General features: G+C 69.4%; 16 protein-coding genes. 11 read left to right on the top strand and 5 right to left on the bottom strand.

What is annotated here, in order from left to right; genetic code table 11:
* Positions 1 to 7: 7 nt before the first annotated feature.
* Positions 8 to 190, bottom strand: coding sequence for a hypothetical protein (locus tag EJ913_RS19550; RefSeq protein ID WP_127000941.1), 183 nt, complete (start codon positions 188 to 190; stop codon positions 8 to 10).
* A gap of 462 nt (positions 191 to 652) precedes the next feature.
* Between EJ913_RS19550 and EJ913_RS19545 the strand changes: the two genes are divergently transcribed.
* The gene (locus tag EJ913_RS19545; protein ID WP_127000939.1) at positions 653 to 1,747 is read left to right on the top strand and encodes a hypothetical protein; all 1,095 of its coding nucleotides are present in this window, start codon (positions 653 to 655) and stop codon (positions 1,745 to 1,747) included.
* Positions 1,748 to 1,882: 135 nt separating this feature from the next.
* On the opposite strand, the gene EJ913_RS19540 is transcribed toward EJ913_RS19545, so the two are convergent.
* Complete coding sequence (locus EJ913_RS19540) at positions 1,883 to 2,980, bottom strand: LacI family DNA-binding transcriptional regulator (RefSeq protein ID WP_127000937.1); 1,098 nt, start codon at positions 2,978 to 2,980, stop codon at positions 1,883 to 1,885.
* Positions 2,981 to 3,103: 123 nt separating this feature from the next.
* Between EJ913_RS19540 and EJ913_RS19535 the strand changes: the two genes are divergently transcribed.
* Genes EJ913_RS19535 through EJ913_RS19515 form a run of 5 tightly spaced genes read left to right on the top strand, consistent with a single transcriptional unit; the run spans position 3,104 to position 9,250 of the window.
* Positions 3,104 to 4,132 carry a TRAP transporter substrate-binding protein gene (locus tag EJ913_RS19535; RefSeq protein WP_127000935.1) on the top strand — a complete coding sequence of 343 codons (1,029 nt, stop codon included), beginning with the start codon at positions 3,104 to 3,106 and terminating at the stop codon, positions 4,130 to 4,132.
* A gap of 43 nt (positions 4,133 to 4,175) precedes the next feature.
* Complete coding sequence (locus tag EJ913_RS19530) at positions 4,176 to 6,065, top strand: TRAP transporter large permease (protein WP_127000933.1); 1,890 nt, start codon at positions 4,176 to 4,178, stop codon at positions 6,063 to 6,065.
* A 43-nt stretch (positions 6,066 to 6,108) separates the two neighbouring features.
* Positions 6,109 to 6,648: a VOC family protein gene (locus EJ913_RS19525; RefSeq protein WP_127000931.1), complete on the top strand. Its 540-nt coding sequence runs from the start codon at positions 6,109 to 6,111 to the stop codon at positions 6,646 to 6,648.
* A 13-nt stretch (positions 6,649 to 6,661) separates the two neighbouring features.
* Positions 6,662 to 7,930, top strand: coding sequence for a ribulose-bisphosphate carboxylase large subunit family protein (locus EJ913_RS19520; RefSeq protein ID WP_127000929.1), 1,269 nt, complete (start codon positions 6,662 to 6,664; stop codon positions 7,928 to 7,930).
* 3 nt (positions 7,931 to 7,933) lie between these two features.
* On the top strand, positions 7,934 to 9,250 hold the full coding sequence (locus EJ913_RS19515; RefSeq protein WP_127000927.1) for a four-carbon acid sugar kinase family protein: 1,317 nt from the start codon (positions 7,934 to 7,936) through the stop codon (positions 9,248 to 9,250).
* Here the strand turns inward: EJ913_RS19515 and EJ913_RS19510 are convergent, their stop codons facing one another.
* The 3 genes from EJ913_RS19510 to EJ913_RS19500 form a co-directional block, all read right to left on the bottom strand.
* Positions 9,251 to 9,730, bottom strand: coding sequence for an OsmC family protein (locus EJ913_RS19510; RefSeq protein WP_127000925.1), 480 nt, complete (start codon positions 9,728 to 9,730; stop codon positions 9,251 to 9,253). It abuts the gene before it with no gap.
* A gap of 28 nt (positions 9,731 to 9,758) precedes the next feature.
* Positions 9,759 to 10,661: an AEC family transporter gene (locus EJ913_RS19505; protein ID WP_127000923.1), complete on the bottom strand. Its 903-nt coding sequence runs from the start codon at positions 10,659 to 10,661 to the stop codon at positions 9,759 to 9,761.
* Positions 10,662 to 10,909: 248 nt separating this feature from the next.
* Entirely contained in the window at positions 10,910 to 11,677 is a 768-nt protein-coding gene (locus EJ913_RS19500) for a LuxR C-terminal-related transcriptional regulator (protein ID WP_127000921.1), read from the bottom strand.
* A gap of 725 nt (positions 11,678 to 12,402) precedes the next feature.
* Between EJ913_RS19500 and EJ913_RS19495 the strand changes: the two genes are divergently transcribed.
* The 5 genes from EJ913_RS19495 to EJ913_RS19475 all read left to right on the top strand — a co-directional run bounded on the left by EJ913_RS19495 (position 12,403) and on the right by EJ913_RS19475 (position 20,917).
* Complete coding sequence (locus EJ913_RS19495; RefSeq protein ID WP_127000919.1) at positions 12,403 to 13,020, top strand: flavodoxin family protein; 618 nt, start codon at positions 12,403 to 12,405, stop codon at positions 13,018 to 13,020.
* 205 nt (positions 13,021 to 13,225) lie between these two features.
* Complete coding sequence (gene bcsA, locus EJ913_RS19490; RefSeq protein WP_127000917.1) at positions 13,226 to 15,508, top strand: UDP-forming cellulose synthase catalytic subunit; 2,283 nt, start codon at positions 13,226 to 13,228, stop codon at positions 15,506 to 15,508.
* A complete protein-coding gene (locus EJ913_RS19485) occupies positions 15,505 to 18,057 on the top strand; it encodes a cellulose biosynthesis cyclic di-GMP-binding regulatory protein BcsB (protein WP_127000915.1) in 2,553 nt (850 codons plus the stop codon). The genes bcsA and EJ913_RS19485 overlap by 4 nt, the downstream gene beginning before the upstream one ends.
* Positions 18,054 to 19,100: a family 8 glycosyl hydrolase gene (locus EJ913_RS19480; RefSeq protein WP_127000913.1), complete on the top strand. Its 1,047-nt coding sequence runs from the start codon at positions 18,054 to 18,056 to the stop codon at positions 19,098 to 19,100. The genes EJ913_RS19485 and EJ913_RS19480 overlap by 4 nt, the downstream gene beginning before the upstream one ends.
* A complete protein-coding gene (locus EJ913_RS19475; RefSeq protein ID WP_244939421.1) occupies positions 19,097 to 20,917 on the top strand; it encodes a tetratricopeptide repeat protein in 1,821 nt (606 codons plus the stop codon). Before EJ913_RS19480 ends, EJ913_RS19475 begins: the two co-directional genes overlap by 4 nt.
* Positions 20,918 to 20,921: the final 4 nt, after the last annotated feature.

Genomic DNA, 20,921 nt, shown 5'->3' with positions numbered 1-20,921 from the left:
CCAGTTGTCAGGCGGCGCCTTCTTCGGCCGGCAGCAGGCGCTGCTTTTCCAAGTCCCGGATCTCGGCGATCAGCGAGGCCGGAGGTGGGCGGCACCCGCAGGCCTGGACATGCTCCAGATGCCATTCGACCCGCTGCTGGCGGGTCGCCTTCGGGGGCATGGGGTGGGCTTCGTGCCAGTTCCTGTTCATTGCGGTTTCCTTTGGCTGGGGCGGTTCGGCTGGGAGCGCTCTTCCGGATCGCCAAAGTGGTCGGTGCCGGTCATCGTCTGCGTCAAGAGGCGGCAGCTGGCCCACCGCCCAAGAGGTGACAGGCGCCTCGGACATCATCGTGCGACAGTGAGGGAGATTGGGGCAAGGCACCTGATCTGGAGAGGGCTTTCTGCCGCACCGGCTTCGGAGGAGCCGCTGTCTCTCATCCCCGTCCTGGGCGCCTCCATCATTGGTCCGATCGAGGTAACTGGCAGGATGGCGCATCCCTCTCAATAGGCACTGATCGCCGCTGGCCAGTCCCTCACCGGAACTACCGACATCCAACAGCGTTCGGGCATGGGTTTTAAATAGGGCGCTGCCAAAAGAAGCCGAGAAACGTGGCAAGAACGGCTTGGCTTTCACAGGCTAATTCTCGCCCTCGATTCGAAAGGCGTTACTCGATTGTCTGCAATTACCCTTCCCAATCGCCCTTTATCGCTAACGCGAGATGCGATCTCCACGCCGCGCGCTTACTTCTGGTCGACGCCCATCATCCTGGCGTTGGCCATCTTCATGCTCGTCTGGGAAGGTCCCGGCGTCGTCCGCGATTTCCAGATCAGCCAAAACCCCTTGGTGCTTGAGGAGGGGGATGTGCGGAACGGGCGGTGCAAAACGCGCAAGGCCCTCTTCACCGACTGCGAGGCGCGGCTCGTCTACAGTTACAATGGGCGGAACTACAGCACCGACGTCGAGGTGATGTTCGTCGACTTCCATGTCGGGGATTATGAAACCGGGCTGGTGATTTCGGCCGATCACCCGGAACTGGCGACGATGACCCTGGCCCTGGACAAACTCTGGAACCGGATCATCACGCTGACGGTGTTCGTCGCGCTGCTGGGCGGCATGAGCTTGGCGATGATCTTCCTGGGCTTCCGGATCTGGCGCGTCAAAGGGCAACTGGGGCAGCCGGCCCCGCTGACAGCGGTCCCGGTCGAGATCACGGCGTTCGACCGTAAGCGCAACATCCTGTCCATCACCTACAACGACAAGATCGCCGACGACAAGACGGGCCGCTCGGCTTACACGCGCATGAGAAGCGGAGAGGAGCCTCTCGTCATCGGTGAAGCCAACGGCAAGGCGGTGGGGCTGGCCGTGAGGCATGGGGACACGGCTTTGCCCGTGCTCCTGGACGATCGGTTGCGGCGCGTCGACCTCACCGACGATGAACGAGCGGCCGCCCTCGCTCCGTTCGCTCATCAGCGTGAGGATGGTCGGAGCGCCCCGGCGCTGATCGACGAACCACGGAAGACGGTATCGGCGTGGAAGCGGCTTCAGGTGTTCTTCGGCATGCTCCTCCTGATCGTCGTGGGCGTGCTGGGCTTCTGGCTTTGGTACGTGACCAGTTCCCCCTCGCAGTTCCAATCGCCCGGAATGGACATCAACAACCTCATGCCGGCGCCTTTGAACCAATGGGGATGCGAGCAGCTCAAGAAGAAGTTCGGTCAGGACCGCGCCCCATACGGATGCGTTGCGGCGGATTACCAGAGCTGGAAATAGCGGCGGCGGCAGACATGGCAGGCATCGGCGCCCCGTTCGTAATCACTCACGGGGATGGCAACGCTGGCGTTCAGGGCTCACGTCCCGGCGCGCGCGGCCCGGCGCGCGTTGTTCGACGCTGCCGCCTCGTCTCTCTCAGGCGTCGGGCAGCACGCCCGGCGGCAGGTTCTCGCGGAAGATCACCTCGCTGCGTGGCGATTCGACGCCCTGCATCGGCGGCCGGCCGGCGCGCAGGTTGGCGAAGACCGACACGCAGGCGGTCAGCGTGTGGCGCGGGTCCTGGGTGATGACGGCGTCCAGCGTGCCGTCGATCAGCAGGGCACGGGTTTCCGGCGTCAGGCCGTGGCCGACGAAGACGATCTCGCGCTCGCGCCGCGTCTCCTTCAGGGCGCGGGCGACGCCTTCCGCCCCGCCGCCGATGTTGTAGACCGCCGCCAGATCGGGGTGCAGGCCCAGCAGCATGCGGGTCTGCCGGTAGGTCTTGCCGTCGTCGTCGTGGCCCTCGCGCAGCCCCACCACCTCGACGGCCGGGGCGTTCTCGTTCAGATGGTGCAAGAAGCCCATCTCGCGGTCCTCATGGGCGCGGTAGCTCAGGCTCCCGGCGACCATCGCCACCTTCGCCGGCCCCCGCCCCGTTCCTTGGCCGAGGAAGCGCGCGATCAGGTAGCCCGCCGTCCGCCCCGCCGCCCGGTTGTCCAGCCCGACATAGCCGGCGCGCCGGCAGTTCAGGATGTCGGAGATCAGCGTCACCGTCGGCACGTTGCGCTCGGCCAGCGCGTCCACCGCCTCGCGCACCGCCGGATGCTCCAGCGCCATGAAGGCGATCCCGTCGGCCTTGCGGCCCTGCTGCGACAGGCTGCGCGCCAGCAGTTCAGGGTTGAAGCTCTTGATGAACTCGACCTGCGCCTTGACCCCCAGCGGCGCCAGCCGGGCGTCGGAGGCGCGGATCATTTCGCCCAGCCGGTTCAGGAAGCGGTTGTCTCCCCCCGGCAGCAGGAAGGTCAGTCGCATCGGCTTGGGCGCCAGGGCGGCGTGGAGGTCGGCCTCCGGCCGGTAATCCAGTTCGGTGGCGGCCTTCAGCACGCGCTGGACGGTGGCGGCGCGCACGCCCGGCCGGTTGTTCAGCACCCGGTCCACCGTGGCCGTCGAGACCCCCGACAGCCGGGCGATGTCCACAATCCGCGGCAGCCCCCGCTCAACGCCTTGGGTTTGCTGATCGATTTCGCCTGCCATGTCGCCTTCCATCAAAATCCATCATTTTTGTCGTTTGACACGCTTGTTCGCTGGACCTACCGTCACTCCAACAATCATCAATTCACATCAGATCGCATCAGAAAACGCAAGGGAGGAACGACGATGAGCATCCTGAACCGCCGCACCATTTTGAAAGGCCTCGCCGCTGCTCCCGCCATCGGGGCCGCCGGCGCCGTCATCGGCATGCCGCACATCGCGCGCGCCGCCGAGTTCGAGCTGAAATACGGCAACAACCTGCCGCTGACCCACCCGCTGAACATCCGCGCCCAGGAAGCCGCCGACCGCATCGAGAAGGAGACGAAGGGCCGCGTCACCATCAAGATCTTCCCGAACAACCAGCTCGGCGGCGACACCGACATGCTGAGCCAGGTCCGCAGCGGCGGCCTGACCTTCTTCACGCCCTCGGCGCTGGTCATCGCGACGCTGGTGCCGGTGGCCGCGATCAACGCGGTCGGCTTCGCCTTCTCCGATTACGACCAGGTGTGGAAGGCGATGGACGGCGGCCTCGGCGCCCATGTCCGCGAGGCGATCTCCAAGGTCGGCCTCTACGCCTTCGAGAAGATGTGGGACAACGGCTTCCGCCAGATGACCACCAGCGGCGCGCCCATCGAGACGGTCGCCAACATGGACGGCCTGAAGATCCGCGTGCCGGTCAGCCCGCTCAGCATCTCGATGTTCAAGTCGCTTGGCTCCTCGCCGGCCAGCTTGCAGTTCAGCGAGGTCTACTCCTCGCTGCAGACCCGCATCGTCGACGCGCAGGAGAACCCGCTCCCCATCATCCAGGTCGCCAAGCTCTACGAGGTGCAGAAGAGCTGCGCGCTGACCAACCACATCTGGGACGGCTACTGGTTCATCGCCAACGGCCGCGCCTGGCGCGGGCTGCCGCCGGACTTGCAGACCATCGTGGCGGGCGCGATCAACGACGCCGGCCTCGCCCAGCGCGGCGACATCAAGGGGCTGAACCAGTCGGTGCAGGCCGATCTGGCCTCCAAGGGTCTGGCCTTCAACGCGCCGGCGCCCGACAGCTTCCGCGCCAAGCTGCGCGAGGCCGGCTTCTATTCGGAATGGAAGGGCCGCTTCGGCGACGAGGCCTGGGGCCTGCTGGAGGCGGCGGTCGGCAAGCTCGCCTGATCGTCCCCCTCCCGCGCAAAGCCCCCTTGTCAAGGAGCCCCCCATGTCCCATCCCGCGTCCGAGCCCGTGTCCCTCTACGCCGATCCCGGAGGCGGCGCCTTCGCCGATCTGGCGCGGCGGCTCGACCGTGGCCTGTCCGTCGGGGTGGAGACCCTGGCGGGGCTCCTGGTCCTGGTCGAGGTCGTCGTCCTGCTGGCCGGTGTCACCGCCCGCTACGTCTTCCACACGCCGCTGGTGTGGTCGGACGAGCTGGCCTCGATCCTCTTCCTGTGGCTGTCGATGCTGGGCGCCGTCGTGGCGCTGCGCCGGGGCGAGCACATGCGGATGACCGGTCTGGTCAGCCGGGTCGGCCCGCAACCCCGCGCCCTGCTGGAGACGCTGGCGATCACGGCGCCCGTCGCCTTTCTCGGCATGATCCTCTACCACGCGGTCGATTACGCGATGGAGGAGCACTTCATCGTCACCCCGGCGCTGGAGATCAGCAACGCGTGGCGCGCCTCGGCGCTGCCGGTCGGGCTGGCGCTGATGATGATCGCCGCCGTCTTCCGGCTGATGCGCGTCGCCCGCCCGGCGACCGTGCTGGCCGCCGTGGCGATCACCGCCGCCGTGGTCGGGGCCTTCTGGACGGCCGGACCGGTGCTCAAGCCGTTGGGGCAGGCCAACCTGCTGATCTTCTTCGTCGGGCTGGTCGCGGTGAACGTCTTCGCCGGGGTGCCCATCGCCTTCTCCTTCGCGCTCGCCACCTTCGGCTATCTGGCGCTGACCACCGGCACGCCGCTGCTGGTCATGGTCGGGCGGCTCGACGAGGGCATGTCGCACCTGATCCTGCTGGCGGTGCCGCTGTTCATCTTCCTCGGGCTGCTGATCGAGATGACCGGCATGGCGCGCGCCATGATCGGCTTCCTCGCCAGCCTGCTGGGCCATGTGCGCGGCGGTCTCTCCTACGTGCTGATCGGCGCGATGTATCTGGTGTCGGGCATCTCCGGCTCGAAGATCGCCGACATGGCGGCCATCGCCCCGGTGCTGTTCCCGGAGATGAAGAAGCGCGGCGCCCCTCCGGGCGATCTGGTGGCGTTGCTCTCGGCCACCGGCGCGCAGACCGAGACCATCCCGCCCAGCATCGTGCTGATCACCATCGGCTCGGTCACCGGCGTGTCGATCGCGGCGCTGTTCACCGGCGGCATGCTGCCCGGCCTCGTCCTCGGCGTGGCGCTCTGCGCCGTCGTCTGGTGGCGCTACCGGCACGAGGATCTGAGCCACGTCGCCCGCACGCCCAAGGCCGAGGTCGCCAAGCTCGCCGCCATCGCGCTGCCCGCCATCGCGCTGCCCTTCGTCATCCGCGCCGCCGTGGTCGAGGGCGTGGCGACGGCGACCGAGGTCTCCACCATCGGCATCGCCTATTCCACGCTGATGGGCCTGCTGGTCTACCGCCAGTTCGATTGGCGCCGGCTGAAGCCGATGCTGATCGAGACGGCCTCCTTGACGGGCGCTATCATCTTCATCGTCGGCTGCGCCACCGCGATGGCCTGGGGGCTGACGCAATCGGGCTTCTCGCAGGATCTGGCGGCCTGGATGGCCGGCATTCCGGGCGGCGCCTACGGCTTCCTTGCCATCTCCATCGTCGCCTTCATCATCCTGGGCAGCGTGCTGGAGGGCATCCCCGCCATCGTCCTCTTCGGGCCGCTGCTGTTCCCCATCGCGCGCGCCGCCGGGGTGCACGAGGTGCACTACGCGATGGTCGTCATCTTCGCCATGGGCATCGGCCTGTTCGCGCCGCCCTTCGGCGTCGGCTACTACGGCGCCTGCGCCATCAGCAAGGTGCACCCCGACGAGGGTCTCAAGCACATCTGGGGCTACGTCGCGGCCCTGCTGGTCGGCCTGATCGTGGTCGCCGCCATTCCCTGGATTTCCACCGGCTTCCTGGCCCGCTGAGCCAGTCCGACCACCTCACACATTTTACCTTCGGGAGTTCGCAATGAGCCGATTCTTCGGCCAGATCCGTCAGGCTGGCTACGTGGTGCACGACATCGAGGCCGCCATGGACTACTGGAGCCGCACGCTCGGCATCGGTCCCTGGTTCTACAACGAACGGGTTCCGATCAAGAAATACACCTACCGGGGCGAATCCTACGAGGTCCACAACTCGGTGGCGCTGGCCAACTCCGGCCCGTTGCAGATGGAGCTGATCCAGACCCGCAACGACGCGCCCTCGATGTACCGCGACTTCCTGAAGGCGGGGAACACCGGCCTCCAGCACGTCGCCTACTGGACCGAGAACTACGACGCCGACCTCGCCCGCCTGACCGCCCAGGGCTTCAAGGCGGTGATGAGCGGCGAGGTCGGCGAGAAGGGCCGCTTCGTCTATTTCGACACCGAATACCACCCCGGCACGGTGATCGAGCTGTCCGAGGTCGCGGGGCCGAAGGGCAAGATGTTCGACCTGATCCGCAACGCCTCGATCGACTGGGACGGCCGCGATCCGGTCCGCCCCTTCCCCGATCTCAGCACCCTGTAAGGCGGTCCGACCCATGGCCGACATGATCGAAGCCAGCTACCTGATCGAAACGCCGCTCGACCCCGCCAAGGTCGCGGAGGTGATGGCGGGCGAGCAGTCCTGCGGCACCTTCACCCGCGTCCATGGCGAGACCGACGACCTGCGCGCCCGCGCCCGCGCCATCGTGGAGTCGGTGGAGGAGCTTCCGCCCGCCGACACCCCCAGCCTGCCCAACACCTGGCTGGAACGGCAGCGCACGCCCGGTCCGTGGCGGCGCGCCCGCATCCGGATCTCCTTCCCCACCGCCAACATCGGCCCGAATCTGCCGACGCTGGCGGCGACGGTGGCCGGAAACCTCTACGATCTGGGCGAGGTCACCGGGCTGCGGCTGGTCGACGTCAAGCTTCCCGCCGCCTACCGCCGCCAGTTCGACATGCCGCGCCACGGCGTCGCCGGCACCCGGCGGCTGACCGGGGTGGCCGAGGGGCCGCTGGTCGGCTCGATCATCAAGCCCAACGTCGGGCTGTCGGCCGAGCAGACCGGCGAACTGGTCGGCACGCTGTGCGCGGCCGGTCTCGACTTCATCAAGGACGACGAGATCTGCGCCGACCCGGCCCACGCGCCGCTGGCCCAGCGGATTCCGGCGGTGATGGCGCGGGTGCGCCGCCACCAGGACCGCACCGGCAAGCACGTGATGGTCGCCTTCAACATCACCGACGAGACCGACGCCATGCGCCGCCACGCCGACCTCGTGGAGCGCGAGGGCGGAAGCTGCGTCATGGTCAGCCTGAACTGGTGCGGCTATTCCGCCGTGCAGACGCTGCGCCGGCACAGCGGGCTGGCGCTGCACGGGCACCGCAACGGCTTCGGCGCCTTCTCTCGGCACCCGCTGCTGGGCATCGGCTTCGACGCCTATCAGGCGCTGTGGCGGTTGGCCGGCGTGGACCACATGCACGTCCACGGCCTGAACGGCAAGTTCGCCCAGCCCGACGCGGAGGTGATCGACGGCGCGCGCGCCTCGCTGGCGCCGCTGGCCGAGGGCACCGACGACGCGGTGATGCCGGCCTTCTCCTCCGGCCAATGGGCGGGAACGGTCCCGGTGACCTGGGAGGCGGTCGGCACCGCCGACCTGCTGTTCATGTCCGGCGGCGGCATCATGGCGCATCCCGACGGCCCGGCCGCCGGCGTGCTCAGCATCCGTCAGGCCTGGGACGCGGTGCGCGCCGGGGTGAGCCTCGACGTGGCGGCGCGCGACCACGCGGAACTGCGCCGCGCGCTCGACTTCTTCGGCAAGAAGGGCTGAGGCATGGACCGGAACGGCACCGCACCGCTGCTTGGCCCAAGGCTTGGCTGGTACGGCGACGACTTCACCGGGGCGACCGACACGTTGGCCGCCCTGGCGATGGCCGGACGGCGGGCGCTGCTGTTCCTCGACCGGCCGGACGCGCGGCGGCTGGCCTCGGCCGGTCCGCTCGACGCGGTGGGGATCGCCGGGGCCTCGCGCACCATGGCCCCCGAGGCCATGACGGCGGAGCTGGAGCCGGTCGGGCGCTTCTTCGCCGAACTCGGCGTCCGGGTCATGCACTACAAGTGCTGCTCGACCTTCGACAGCGCGCCGCATGTGGGCAGTTTGGGCGCCGCCGTCCGCGCCCTGCGGGCGTCCTTCGCCAACCCCTTCCTGCCGGTGGTCGGCGGTCAGCCGAACATCGGGCGCTACTGCCTGTTCAGCACGCTCTTCGCCGCCGCCGGGACCGGGGGCACGGTCCATCGGATCGACCGCCACCCGACCATGCGGGTGCACCCGGTCACCCCGATGACCGAGGCCGACCTGCGCCTCCACCTCGCGGCACAGGGGCTGGAGGGTATGGCGGCGCTGCATTACCCGGATTACGACGGCGCCATTGACGCCACGCTGGACCGGCTTCTGGCCTCCGAGCCACCGGCCGTGCTGCTGGACATCGGGCGCGTCCCCGATCTGGCCGTCGCCGGGCGCCTGATCTGGACCCATGCCCTGAAGGCCCCGCTGCTGGCCGTGGGTCCTAGCAGCGTCGCCCAGGCGCTGACCGCGCATTGGGACGCCGAAGCCGCTTCGCCGGCCTTCGCGGACACCCCGCTGGCCCCGGCGGATGGCCCGGTCTTCGTCATGGCCGGCAGCCTGTCGCCGGTGACGCGGCGGCAGATCGACTCCGCGCCGTCCTTCGACCGTGTCCAGGCCGACGCGGCGCGGCTGTGCGGCGATCCGGCCTACACCGAGACCCTGCTGGCGCAGGTCACCGCCACGCTCCGCGCCGGTCGCCACACGCTGGTGTGGACGGCGCCCGCCGACGCGGCCACGGCCGACACCGGGCGGGCGGCCGACGTGGCGGCGGCGACGGCCAACTTCGTGGCGGCGGTGCTGCGCGCGGTGCCGCTGCGCCGGGTCGGCATCGCCGGTGGCGACACCTCCAGCATGGCGGTGCGCGCCTTGGGCTGCTGGGGGCTGTCCTACCGTACGGCACTGGCCCCCGGCGTCACCGTCAGCCGCACCCACGGCGACGACCCGGCCACGGACGGCATCGAGCTGATGCTCAAGGGCGGCCAGATGGGGCCGGACGACCTGTTCGAACGCCTGCTCGGGACGTGATCAGCCCGCCTCCACCGTCACGACCGGCTCGTGGGTCACGGGGAAGTTCACCGACCGGGCGATGAAGCATTTCGCCGACGCGTCGTGGTGCAGGGCCAGCGCCTTGTCCCGGTCGGACCCCGGCGCCAGCGTGACGCGCGGGCGCAGCACCACGCCGGTGAACTGCCCGGCGCCGCCGGCCTCCTCCTCCATCACGCCCTCGGCGTCGTCCTCGTAGGCGGTGACGACGATCCCGTTGGTGGAGCAGAGCGCCAGATACCAGAGCTGGTGGCAGGCGGACAGCGCGCCGACCAGCGTCTCCTCCGGGTTCCAGCGGGCGGGATCGCCGCGGAAGGCCGGGTCGGACGTGCCGAGGATCGCCGGCTTGCCCGGCGCGCTCAGGCTGTGGTCGCGGCTGTAGCCCCGGTAGGACGAGGTGCCGTTGCCCAGATTGCCCGTCCAATCGAGCCGGACGCCGTAGCGGTGCTGCCTGTTCGCCATCGCGCGTTTCCCTTTCCTTCAGTCGTTTCTATTGCATCACCATCATCAGCAGGGCCGGCAGGGCGATGAAGGCCATCGCCGTCGATCCCAGCACCAGCCCGGCCACGTCCTCGGGCCGGTTGCCGTAGCGCAGTGCCCACAGATAGTTGAACACGGCGACCGGCATGGAGCTTTGCAGCAGCACGACGCCGCGCGTCACCCCGGTCAGCCCCATCGCCCAGCAGACCAGCAACCCGACCCCGAACCCCAGCACCAGCCGCAGCGCCGACATCGACAGCGTCCGCAGCGCGCCCGACAGTTGCAGCTTGGACAGCGCCACGCCCAGCGCCAGCAGCATCAGCGGCACCGCGCAGTTGCCGAGCAGCGTCGTGGTGTTGGAGGCCCATTGCGGCGGGGTGAAGCCGGTCAATTGGCAGAGCACGGCGAGCCACACCGCGTGGATCGACGGGGTGCGGATCATCTGCCCCGGATCGAAGCGCCCGGAGGCCAGCGCCGGCCCCAGCGTGAACTGCGACACCGACATCACCGCGAAGAACAGCACGGCGAGGCTCAGCCCCTCCTCCCCGAAGGCGAACAGGCAGACCGGCAGACCGAGGTTGCCGGCGTTGGGAAAGGCCATGGAGGGCAGGTAGACGCTGACCGGCAGCCTTGCCGCCAGCATGAACGGGACGGAGAGCAGCCCGGCCAGCACGATGCAGGCGGTCGCCGCGACCGCCATCTCGCCCATCACGGCGCCGCTCAGGTGCAGGCGGGTCAGCGCCGAGAACACCAGGCAGGGCGAGGACACGTTGATGGCGAAGGTGGTGATGAAGGCGCTGTCGTAGGGCAGCTTGGCCCGGTTCCAGCCATAGCCGATGGCGGCTACCAGGAACACCGGCGCGATCACGGAAAAGGCGTCGGACAGAAGGGCGAGCGTGGAAAGCGGCGGCATGCGGACGGGTTGTCTCTGGCGAAAGCGGCGGGGGCGGCGGAGCGGTCCTGCCCACCATGGCGGCAAACCCGGCCTCCGTCACCCCTTGCCGCCCGCCCATCCGCGCAAGGCAGGATCGCGGCCCCGGCGTGGAGTTTGCCGTTGGACCGGAACCGCTTTTGCAACAAACAGTCGGCGTTCAGTATTTTTCTTTCTCTGCCTCCGGTTTTTGCCCTTCGTTGAAAATATTCGCAGGCTTTTGAAAGCACTCACGATCCGGTGCGCTCGGCGAAATACTCCATGTCCTGGATGATGCCGCTCTGCGCCGCCCACAGCGCCGCCTGGGTGCGGTTGCGCACGTTGATCGTCTGCATGATGTGGCGGACGTGCAGCTTCACCAGATCCTCGGTGAGGTCCAGCTCGCGGGCGATCTCCTTGTTGCTGTTGCCGTCCATGATCAGCTTCAGGATGCGGGCATGGCGTGGGTAGAGGCCGGGATAGCCGAACAATTCGGTCTCCTGAACCGGCAGGCTGCCGTCGTCGGGAGCCTTGCGGATCGGGGCGGGCGAGAAATGCTCCAGGCTTTCCTCGGGAAAGACCGGCTCGCCCTCGTGGATCAGGCGCAGCGCCAGCACGAAGGCGGTCGAGGACATGCGGTTCAGCAGATAGCCGCGCACCCCGAACCGCAACGCCACCCGCATGTAGTGGGGCGAGAATTCGTCCGCGATCATCGCGAGCTGGGCCTTTTCCCCATACCAGGAGCGGAAGTTCCAGGCATCCACCTTCAAGGACGGAAGGTCGAACAGCACGATGTCCGGCGGACGCCCATCCCACGCCGCGTTTCCATTCACCCGGATCGGCGACGATGCGGTCGCCCGGTCCTGCGCGCCGTTCAGACGATCGCCCAGCCGGTCCTGCGCGCCATTCAGACGGGCCTGCGGGTCGATGACCTCGAAGGCCCCATCCAGGATGTTCAGCATGGATTCACGCAACAACCGGCTGTGGTTGTGGATGATGACGCGGATGCGGTTCGGCATGTCCGTTTTCCCCCGATGGACGCTCGGCACAGGCGTTCGCGCGGCTTTTCCCTGCGCCGTGCGCCGCCTCGGCTCTGCCGGAGCGCGATTGTTTGAAAACCCGTGAGCAACGTCGGGCGGATGGTTGGGCAAGGCCCCCGCGAATTGGCGGCGGGGCAGGGCCGACGGCCGACGCGCCTTGCTGGTGGCGTGTCGCGGCCGGATCGGCACGGAGCCGAACTATGATCCGTCGCGCTCGGATTTGTCTGCTGCGCTTTGGAAGCCCTACAGAGGTGTGCTCGACTGCTCCCATCGGGAGACGGTTCCACTCGAATGGTTCGTTTTCGAAGCATCGCTTGGCGCCTGGGTGAGGGGGCCTACCGCGCGCAACGCCGATGATGCCCGGAGCCCGCCCGAAAGAGAGGTGAAGGAATCGCCGATTGCTCCATTGCCTCAGTCAAATTGCGAATCCTACTGTTATCTGGATACCGCGCAACAGGGACTGTGGAGGTCTGGACATTATCGGTCGGTTAAGACTCCAAATATTACGAAACTGAAGAAGGACAAGCCCTGAAACCCGATTTTGGCGACACGCCGGAACGCCCTTGCTGGGGGTTGTTCCGGGCCGGATCGCCATGCCCTGGAGGCCATGATGCGCGATGGTGGTAAAGGTTCCGCCGCCGTGTTGCCAGCCTCATCATCCGGTCCACTTCCGTCGTTGCCCAACGACCGGTAAGGACCGACCCATGACGGAACTGCGCGCCCTGGCCCTGAACTGTTCCCTGAAGACCTCCGACACGCCGTCCTCCACCGACCGGCTGCTCGGGGAGATCCTCGCCGCGCTGTCCGGCTTCGGCGTGACCGGCGAGATCGTGCGCGTGGCCGGGCTCGACATCAAACCCGGCGTCACCTCCGACGAGGGGCCGGGCGACGCGTGGCCGGAGTTGCGCCGTCGCGTGCTGGCGGCCGACATCCTGCTGGTCGGCACGCCGATCTGGCTGGGCCAGCCCTCCTCGGTCTGCAAGCGGGTGCTGGAGCGGATGGACGCCTTCTTCGACGAGACCGACGGGCAGGGCCGCATGCCGTCCTTCGGCAAGGTCGCCGCCGTCGCCGTGGTCGGCAACGAGGACGGCGCCCATCACGTCCACGCCGAACTCTACCAGGCGCTCAACGACGTCGGCTTCACGCTGGCCGCCGGGGCCGGGACCTATTGGGTGGGCGAGGCGATGCAGGGCAAGGATTACCGCGATTTGCCCGAGACGCCCAAGATGGTGGCCGTCACCACCGCCACCCTGGCCCGCAACGCCGCCCATCTCGCCCGCCTGCTGAAATCCGCCCCGTATCCCGGCGCACCGGAGGAGTGACGGCGCCGATTCGCCGTTGTTTTTAACGGCCGGGAGGAGAGTGCCCGGTAAGCGCTTCCGGTTTCACTCCGTTCCACGGCGGAAATGACGCAAACCCCAGCGCGACCCAGGCAATACCCACCATGCAGTCGTAACGAATTGTAAGGGAGCTTGAGCCATAAGGGAGGGCTGTTTATGTTACCGACCGATCATTTCGCGGACTGGCATGACATCCTCCCCAAGCGCCAAGACTGTTGTTCGGCCGCTGAACAATAAGACGCCGCAAGCAAAGCGCCAGCCGAACCCGCGCAGCCGACGCTTTTCCGTTCGCGGCGTGCTGCTTTGGGTTCTCCTGTTGCTTTCCGCGGGGTTGTTTCTTGCTTTGGCCGCCTTGCCGGTGGGGCGCGTCGCCAGCGTGGCGATCTCGGTGGCGGTGGTGGTCGCCGCCTTCGTGCTCGGCCGCTTCGCGCAGAAGTTCTGGCACGCGCGCACCCTCACCGTGCTGCTGCTCGCCTTCGTCACCTTCCGCTATTTCTTCTGGCGCCTGACCGGCACGATGCCGCCGGTCGACGACCTCGTGAACTTCATCCCCGGCGTCACCCTGTTCGCGGCCGAGGCGCTGTCCTTCGTCCTGTTCCTGACCTCGCTGTTCGTCATCATCGATCCCTTGAGCCGCGAGCCGTCGGAGCCGACCGGCGACCCGGCCTTCTGGCCCACGGTGGACGTCTACATCCCCTCCTACAACGAGGACGCGGAGCTGCTGGAGACGACGCTGGCCGCCGCCGTCTCCATCGACTACCCGAAGGACAAGCTCCGGGTCTACCTGCTGGACGACGGCGGCACCGACCAGAAGACGACCCAGGCCAACCCGGAGGCCGCGGCCTCGGCGCGCGAGCGGCGGACGACCCTGACGGCGCTGTGCGAGCGGCTGCACGTCACCTACATGACCCGCGCGCGCAACGAGCACGCCAAGGCCGGCAACATCAACCACGCCTTCACGCAGACCGACGGCGATCTGGTTCTGATTCTCGACGCCGACCACGTGCCGACGGTCGGCATCCTCCAGGCGACGGTCGGCTTCTTCCAGAAGGACTCCGGCCTGTTCCTGGTCCAGACCCCGCATTTCTTCGTCAACCCGGACCCGGTCGAATACAACCTCGGCACCTTCGAGCGGATGCCGAGCGAGAACGAGATGTTCTACTACTCGATCCAGCCGGGGCTCGACCGCTGGAACGGGGCCTTCTTCTGCGGCTCGGCCGCCGTCCTGCGCCGCGCGGCGCTGGAGGAGGTCGGCGGCTTCGCCGGCGAGACCATCACCGAGGATTGCGAGACCGCGCTGGAGCTGCATTCGCGCGGCTGGCGCAGCGTCTATCTGCCGCGCCCGCTGATCGCCGGGCTGCAGCCGGAGACCTTCGACAGCTTCATCGTCCAGCGCTCGCGCTGGACGCAGGGCATGATCCAGCTCTTCCTGCTGAAGAACCCGCTGTTCAAGCGCGGCCTGACCGTGCCGCAGCGCCTGTGCTACCTCAGCACGATGCTGTACTGGTTCTTCTGGTTCTGGCGGCCGATCTTCCTGCTGTCGCCGCTGTGCTATTCGCTGTTCGGGCTGGAGATCTACCGGATCAACCTGCCGGACTTCGCCTGCTTCGTGATTCCGCACGTCTTCGCCGCCGCCTTCCTGTCGCAGTTCCTGCACGGGCGGATGCGTTGGCCGCTGTTCTCGGAACTCTACGAGTATCTGCAAAGCTTCCACGTCTCGCGCGCAGCGCTGGCGACCATCATCCGGCCGCGCAACCCGGTGTTCAAGGTGACCGCCAAGGGCCAGTCGGTGGACGAGGACGGCTTCTCGCCGCTGGCGACGCCCTTCATCGTCGTCACCTTCCTGCTGGCGCTGGGCCTGGGGGCCTGCGCCTGGCGCTACGCCATCTTCCCGGAGCACCGGGCCGCCATCCTGCCGGTCGCGGTGTGGACCCTGCTGAGCTTCGTCCTGGCGCTGGGCGGTCTGGCGGTGGTCTACGAGCGCAAGCGCGTCCGCCGGCAGGAACGCTTCACCATGGAACGCCCGGCGGTGCTGGCCTTCGCCGACGGGACGACCATCGACGTGACCGTCGCCGACGTGTCGGCCGGGGGGGTCGGCATGGACGTGGAGGGCCGCTGGCGCGACCGCCTGTCCCAGACCGAGAATCCGGTCCTGACCATCACCGCGACCGAGACGGAATCCGCGACCACCACCGGCGTGCGGATCCACCGGCTGGAGATGCGGGGCGGCACGCTGTCGGTCGGCGCCGGCTTCGCGCCGCGCGACCGACAGGACATCGTCGAGATGGCCCGCTTCGTCTTCGGCAACAGCGTCGGCTGGGACGATTTCCTCGACCGCAAGCGGGTGCGGGCCCCGACCTTCTTCGGCGGGCTGCTGTTCTTCGTGACCCAGGTCCTGCCGCGTCTGGGCCATGTGCTGCTGGCCCTGCCGGGCGCCGTGTTCCGCATCCTCACCTTCCGGGCGCCATGAGCCGCACCACCGGAAAGGGGCCTGCCGGAAAAGGCTTCTGGGCGCTGGGGCTGGCCGTCTGGCTGTGGACCTTGGCGGTGGCGGCACCGGCCCAGGCGCTCGACCGCCGGGTCATCCCGCTGTCCAACCTGCGCGACGGCCAGCCCGAGGTCACCCTGCACGGCGAGAGCGAGACGGTGGCGCTGCGCGCCTTCATCCCGCCGACCGGCCCGCTGTCGTCGGTGCTGCTGACGCTGACCTACGAGAACGGCATCGACATCCTGCCGGACAAGGGGGCGCTGGCCGTCTTCATCAACGGCGCCGCCGTGGCGGAGCTGCCGCTCTCGGCCTTCCGGGGGCCGGTCAACGCGACGATCACCCTGCCGGCGAGCCTGATGCGGCCGGGCGAGAACCAGATCGTCTTCCAGACCAACGCCCAGCACCGCGCCATCTGCACGGTGCGCGGCACCTACGACCTGTGGGCGCGGGTCAATCTGGCGGCCTCCTCGCTGACGCTGGTGTCGGACGGCGGCGTGCCGGATCCCGATCTGGCGATGATGCGGCAGTTGATGATGGCGTCGGACCGCGCGCGCGATCCCCTGGCGATCCTGAAGATCGGCACCGAGGTCGATCCCGACCATCTCGGCTGGGGCGCCATGGTGGCGCAGAGCTACGGCCTGCTGCTGGGCGACCAGTCGCCGCGCGTCGTCGCCGTGCCGGTCCCGCCGGTGCGCCCCGCGCCGGCCGGCGCGCCCGCCGCCGCCGCCTCCGCCGCCGCCAGCGGCTCGCCCCTCGACACCCTGCCGCTGCCGGGCGCGAAGAACATCCTGATCGGCACCCGCGACCAGATCGCCCCCCTGCTGGGCGAGGCCCGCGCGGCGGCGATCACCGGGCCGTTCCTGGCGGTCTACCCCGTGGCCGGCGGTCCCGCCCCGCCGGGCGGCGCTGGAGCCGGAGTCGCCGGCGGCGCCTTCGTCGGCGTCGCCTCGGGCCGCACCCCGGCGGAGGTCGATCTGGCGGTGATGCGGCTGGCCGACGTGAACCGCGCGCTGCCGACCCAGGCCACCGCCCTTATCACCGACGCCGCCCCCGTCCAGCCGCCGCCGCGCCCGGTGCAGGCGGAGGGGCGCTACCGTCTGTCGGATCTGGGGTTCCCCACCGTCCAGCACAGCGGCTACCGCTACACCGGCCAGTTCACCTTGACCCTGCCGGCCGGTTTCGCACCGGTCAGCGACCGCGCCGTGCTGTTCCACGTCGACGGCGCCTTCGAGGGCAACCTCGGCCCCGGCGCCATCCTGAACGTCCGCGTCAACGGCGCCGCCGCCACAGCGATGGAGATCGACAAGCGGTCGAGCGGCATCATCGAGAACGGCGAGATGCAGTTGCCGATGGCGCTGTTCCGCCCCGGCCTCAACGTGATCGAGGTCGAGGCCGAGCTTCCCCCGGCCGGCGGCACCGACTGCGTCTTCGCGGTGCGGCGGCCGAGCTTCACGCTGCTCGACAGCTCCACCATCGAGATCCCCGGCTTCGCCCGGCTGGCCACCCTGCCCAACCTCGCGACCACCGCGCAGACCGCCTATCCCTACGGCGGGATGGCCGGACGCGACCCGGTGGAGCCCTTCGACCTCGTGGTGGTCGGCAAGGAGCCGGCGTGGTTCGGCGCCGCCTGGACGATGGCGGCGCGGCTGGCCCAGCGCTCCGGTGAGTTGCTGCGCGTCGTGCCCTACACCGGCTGGGACAGCGGGCCGGATGCCAACGCCCTGATCGTCGGCCCGATCGCGGCCCTGCCGCAGGGCGTCTTCACCAGCGCGCCGCTGCCGGCCGACCGGCTGGCCGGGCTGCTGGAGGCCGGCTCCCTGATCGCCCAGGCCAGCGCGCGGGGCGAGCCGATGGCGGCGAACGACCGCCGCGCCCTGGTGGATCGCCTGCGCACCGCCTGGGCCGGCGGCGGCACAACCCGCCCCGGCGGCTCCCCCCGATCGCTTGCCCCCATCGCCCCGGCGGCCGACAGCGGCGCGCAAAGCCGCTGGCAGCGCATGGCGGAGACCAAGGACGGCACCGCCGCCGCGTCCTCTGGCTGGGTGCCCGACTGGGCGCGGCGCGGGATGGCGGCGGTGGCGCGCTACGTCAACCGCTGGACCGTGGTCGAGGCACCGGTGGACGTCGTCGCCCTGACCGAGAACACCGAGACCCTGCCCGAGGCCGCCCTGCTGCAATACAAGGCGCCGGGGACCGAGCCGCTGACCTGGACGCTGCTGACCGCGTCGGATTCGCGCTCGATGGACCGCGCCATGCGCGCGCTCGGCGACGGCGGGCAATGGGACAAGCTGCGCGGCGGCGGGGGCTTGTGGAGCAGCGCCGCCCCGACGATGACGGTGCTGGAGCCGTCCCACCCGTATCAGGTGATCCTCAATCCCTTTGACATCGGCAACCTGATCCTCATTCTTGCGCGCAACCTGTCGCAGCGGATTGAGCTTCTGTTCGCCCTCCTGCTGGGGACGGCGGTGGTGCTGACGGTCAGCATGCGGTTGCTGCTGAAGCGCGGCCATGCGGAGCGGAGCGGGTCATGACGGCGCCATCGCGGCGTGAGGTGCTGATCGGGGCGGCCGCCGCCGGGCTTCTGGTGGCGGCGAAGCCCGTATGGGCCAAGCCCTTCGACGGGGCGGCGTGGCGCGACTATGCCCAGCGCTTCCTGCTGCCCGAGGGAAGGATCGTCGATTCCGGCAACAAGGGCGTCAGCCATTCGGAAGGGCAGGGCTACGGCATGCTGCTGGCCGAAGCGGCGGACGACCGCGCCGCCTTCGACCGCCTGTGGGGTTGGACCCAGCGCAACCTGATGGTCCGCGAGGACGGGCTGGCCGCGTGGCGCTGGCAGCCCGAAGGCGGCGTCACCGACCGCAACAACGCGTCGGACGGCGACATCCTGATCGCCTGGGCGCTGCTGCGCGGAGCGGAGCGCTGGAAGGCCGAGGCCTACCGGACCGCCGCCGCCGCCATCCTGAAGGCGCTGGCCGCCGCCGTGGTGGTGGAGCAGGCCGGGATGACCGTGCTGCTGCCCGGCCGCGACGGTTTCCGCAAGGGCGATTCCCTGGTCCTCAACCCCAGCTACTGGGTGTTCCCGGCGCTGCGCGCCTTCGCGGCCCAGCCGGGCGGCGCGGTCTGGGGCAAACTCGCCGACAGCGGTCTGGTGCTGCTGTCCAAGGCGCGCTTCGGCGGGTTCCAGCTGCCGCCGGACTGGCTGTCGCTCGATCCCCAGGGCAACGCGACGGTGGCCGAGGGCTTCCGCAAGCAGTACGGCTACGACGCGGTGCGGGTGCCGCTCTACCTCGCCTGGGACGGCTACCGCGATCCCTATTACTTCCGCCCCTTCGCCATGCTGGCGGCCCGATACGCCGGAACGGCGATCCCGGCGACGGTGTCGCTGCCCGGCGGCACGACGACCCAGGTCGCGGCCTCGGTCGGCATGCTGGCGGTCTACCGGCTGACCTGCCTGATCGCCAGCACCGGCAACGCGGTGACGGTCCCGCCCTTCGGGCCGAACGAGGACTACTACTCGACCACCTTGGCCCACATGGCCGCTCTCGCCGCGCAAAGCCTGGGGTTCGAACCATGATGCGTCTCGCCGTTCCGCTGCTCGGCGCCCTGATGGTCGTCCCGCTCGTCGCGGCCCCCGTGGCGCTGGCGCAGTCCGGCCCCGGCGGGCGGGCGCTTGCCCCCGGCGTCAAGGTGGAGGTCGCCCCCGCCCCCGGCAGCGGCACCGCCCCCCAGCCCGGCACAGTGGACGAGACGGCGTTGCGCTATTACGCCCGCATCGGCGACGTCGAGCGGCTGGAGGCGGAGATCGCCCGGCTGCGCGCGCTCGATCCCTCCTGGGATCCGCCCAAGGACCTGTTCGCGCCGCAGCCGGTGACCTCCGGCGTCGACGAGAGCCCGTTCTGGACCCTAGTCTCCGCCGGGAAGTTCGCCGAGGCCCGCGCCGCCATCGCCGAGCAGCGCCGCAAGACTCCCTCCTGGCAGCCCTCGGCCAAGCTGTTGCAGGAACTCGACCTCGCCGAGGGCTCGGGCCGGCTGCGCAGCGCCAGCGACACCAAGCGCTGGCAGGACGTGGTCGACGCCGCCGCCGCCCAGCCGGAGGCGGTGGCCTGCAACCGCCTCGACAACGCGTGGCGGCTGGCCGAGGCGTATGCGGAGCTGAAGCAGACCGACCGGGCCTTCGACACCTACAAGACCGTCGTCAGCCAATGCCCCAGCGCCAAGGAGCGGCGCGACACCATCTTCAAGGCGTCGCGCTATCTGAGCCCGGCGCAGCTGCGCGAGCTGACCGCGCTGGGCGCCACCGCCAACCCGGCCCCCGGCGAGGATTACGCCAGCGTCCGCGCGGCGGAGGCGGAACTCGAGACCGGCCGCCTGCTGGAACGCGCCGGCAACGCCAAAGGCAACCTGTCGGCGACCGAGCTGGCCCAGGTGGAGACCACGGTGCGCGAACGGCGGGACGCCGACAGCGCCATCTCGCTCGGCTGGTATTTCCAGAGCCGCAAGCAATACGCCCTGGCGCAGTCCTGGTTCAGTGAGGCCAACGGCTGGACCCCGTCCGACCGCGCGGCGGAGGGGTTGATCCTCGCCTACAACGGGCTGGGCAAAAAGGCCGAGGCGCGCGAGGCCGGGGCGCCGTGGCGCGGCACCTCGTCCCGCGTCGATCAGGCGTTGAAGGCGGTGGACCCGCCGCGCGGCAGCAGCGGCGGCGCCCGTCCGGGGCCGCAGGGACCGAGCGAGCTGGACCGCACGCTGGCCCGGCGCGACTTCGCCGGCTGCCTGGTCGCCGTCCAGAGCGCCATCGCCAAGGGGGGCAAGACCGCCGCCCTGGTCCAGCAGCGCGGCTGGTGCCTGCTGGAGCTGAAACGCCCCTCGGAGGCCGAGGCCGCCTTCGTCGAGGCACAGGCGCTGGCCGCCCGTGAGCCGGCGCCCAAGACCCCGGCCCAGAACCCCAGCGCCGCCGCCCGCGCGGCGCGCGACGCGGCGACGGCGGGAGCGATCACGCCACCCACGGCGACGCGGGCGCAGGAGAACGCCTACGGTCAGACGGTGGCCCGCATGGCGGCCGGCGACACGGTGGGCGTGAACCGGGATCTGCCGCGCCTGAACATCACGGCGGCCCAGAAGGCGGAGATCCGGGCCAGCCTGCTGGCGACCGAGGCCAACCGGGCGCTGGAGGACATGCGCTACCGCGACGCGCTGCGCCTGCTCGACGCCCGCAAGGAGCTGGAGACGGAGCCGCGCAACCTGAGCATCCTGCGCGGCTGGGCGCTGTACAACCTGTTCCGCTTCGACGAGGCCTACAAGGTGTTCAAGGGGGTCGACGACCGCCTGAGCACCGAGGAATCGCGCGAGGGCGTTCTCACCACCTGGAAAACCATCTACCACGACTGGTAAAGGC

It is taken from the genome of Azospirillum doebereinerae, assembly GCF_003989665.1.
Lineage (GTDB): Bacteria > Pseudomonadota > Alphaproteobacteria > Azospirillales > Azospirillaceae > Azospirillum > Azospirillum doebereinerae.
The sequence above is the reverse complement of the archived record's forward strand: the minus strand, read 5'-3'. Positions and strand labels throughout refer to the sequence as shown.

Coding starts and splice junctions, on each gene's coding strand:
- EJ913_RS19540 (WP_127000937.1), bottom strand. CDS start 2,980: ATGGCAGGCGAAATCGATCAGCAAACCCAAGGCGTTGAGCGGGGGCTG.
- EJ913_RS19520 (WP_127000929.1), top strand. CDS start 6,662: ATGGCCGACATGATCGAAGCCAGCTACCTGATCGAAACGCCGCTCGAC.
- EJ913_RS19485 (WP_127000915.1), top strand. CDS start 15,505: ATGAGCCGCACCACCGGAAAGGGGCCTGCCGGAAAAGGCTTCTGGGCG.
- EJ913_RS19475 (WP_244939421.1), top strand. CDS start 19,097: ATGATGCGTCTCGCCGTTCCGCTGCTCGGCGCCCTGATGGTCGTCCCG.
- EJ913_RS19535 (WP_127000935.1), top strand. CDS start 3,104: ATGAGCATCCTGAACCGCCGCACCATTTTGAAAGGCCTCGCCGCTGCT.
- EJ913_RS19525 (WP_127000931.1), top strand. CDS start 6,109: ATGAGCCGATTCTTCGGCCAGATCCGTCAGGCTGGCTACGTGGTGCAC.
- EJ913_RS19480 (WP_127000913.1), top strand. CDS start 18,054: ATGACGGCGCCATCGCGGCGTGAGGTGCTGATCGGGGCGGCCGCCGCC.
- EJ913_RS19495 (WP_127000919.1), top strand. CDS start 12,403: ATGACGGAACTGCGCGCCCTGGCCCTGAACTGTTCCCTGAAGACCTCC.
- EJ913_RS19550 (WP_127000941.1), bottom strand. CDS start 190: ATGAACAGGAACTGGCACGAAGCCCACCCCATGCCCCCGAAGGCGACC.
- EJ913_RS19500 (WP_127000921.1), bottom strand. CDS start 11,677: ATGCCGAACCGCATCCGCGTCATCATCCACAACCACAGCCGGTTGTTG.
- EJ913_RS19530 (WP_127000933.1), top strand. CDS start 4,176: ATGTCCCATCCCGCGTCCGAGCCCGTGTCCCTCTACGCCGATCCCGGA.
- bcsA (WP_127000917.1), top strand. CDS start 13,226: ATGACATCCTCCCCAAGCGCCAAGACTGTTGTTCGGCCGCTGAACAAT.
- EJ913_RS19505 (WP_127000923.1), bottom strand. CDS start 10,661: ATGCCGCCGCTTTCCACGCTCGCCCTTCTGTCCGACGCCTTTTCCGTG.
- EJ913_RS19515 (WP_127000927.1), top strand. CDS start 7,934: ATGGACCGGAACGGCACCGCACCGCTGCTTGGCCCAAGGCTTGGCTGG.
- EJ913_RS19510 (WP_127000925.1), bottom strand. CDS start 9,730: ATGGCGAACAGGCAGCACCGCTACGGCGTCCGGCTCGATTGGACGGGC.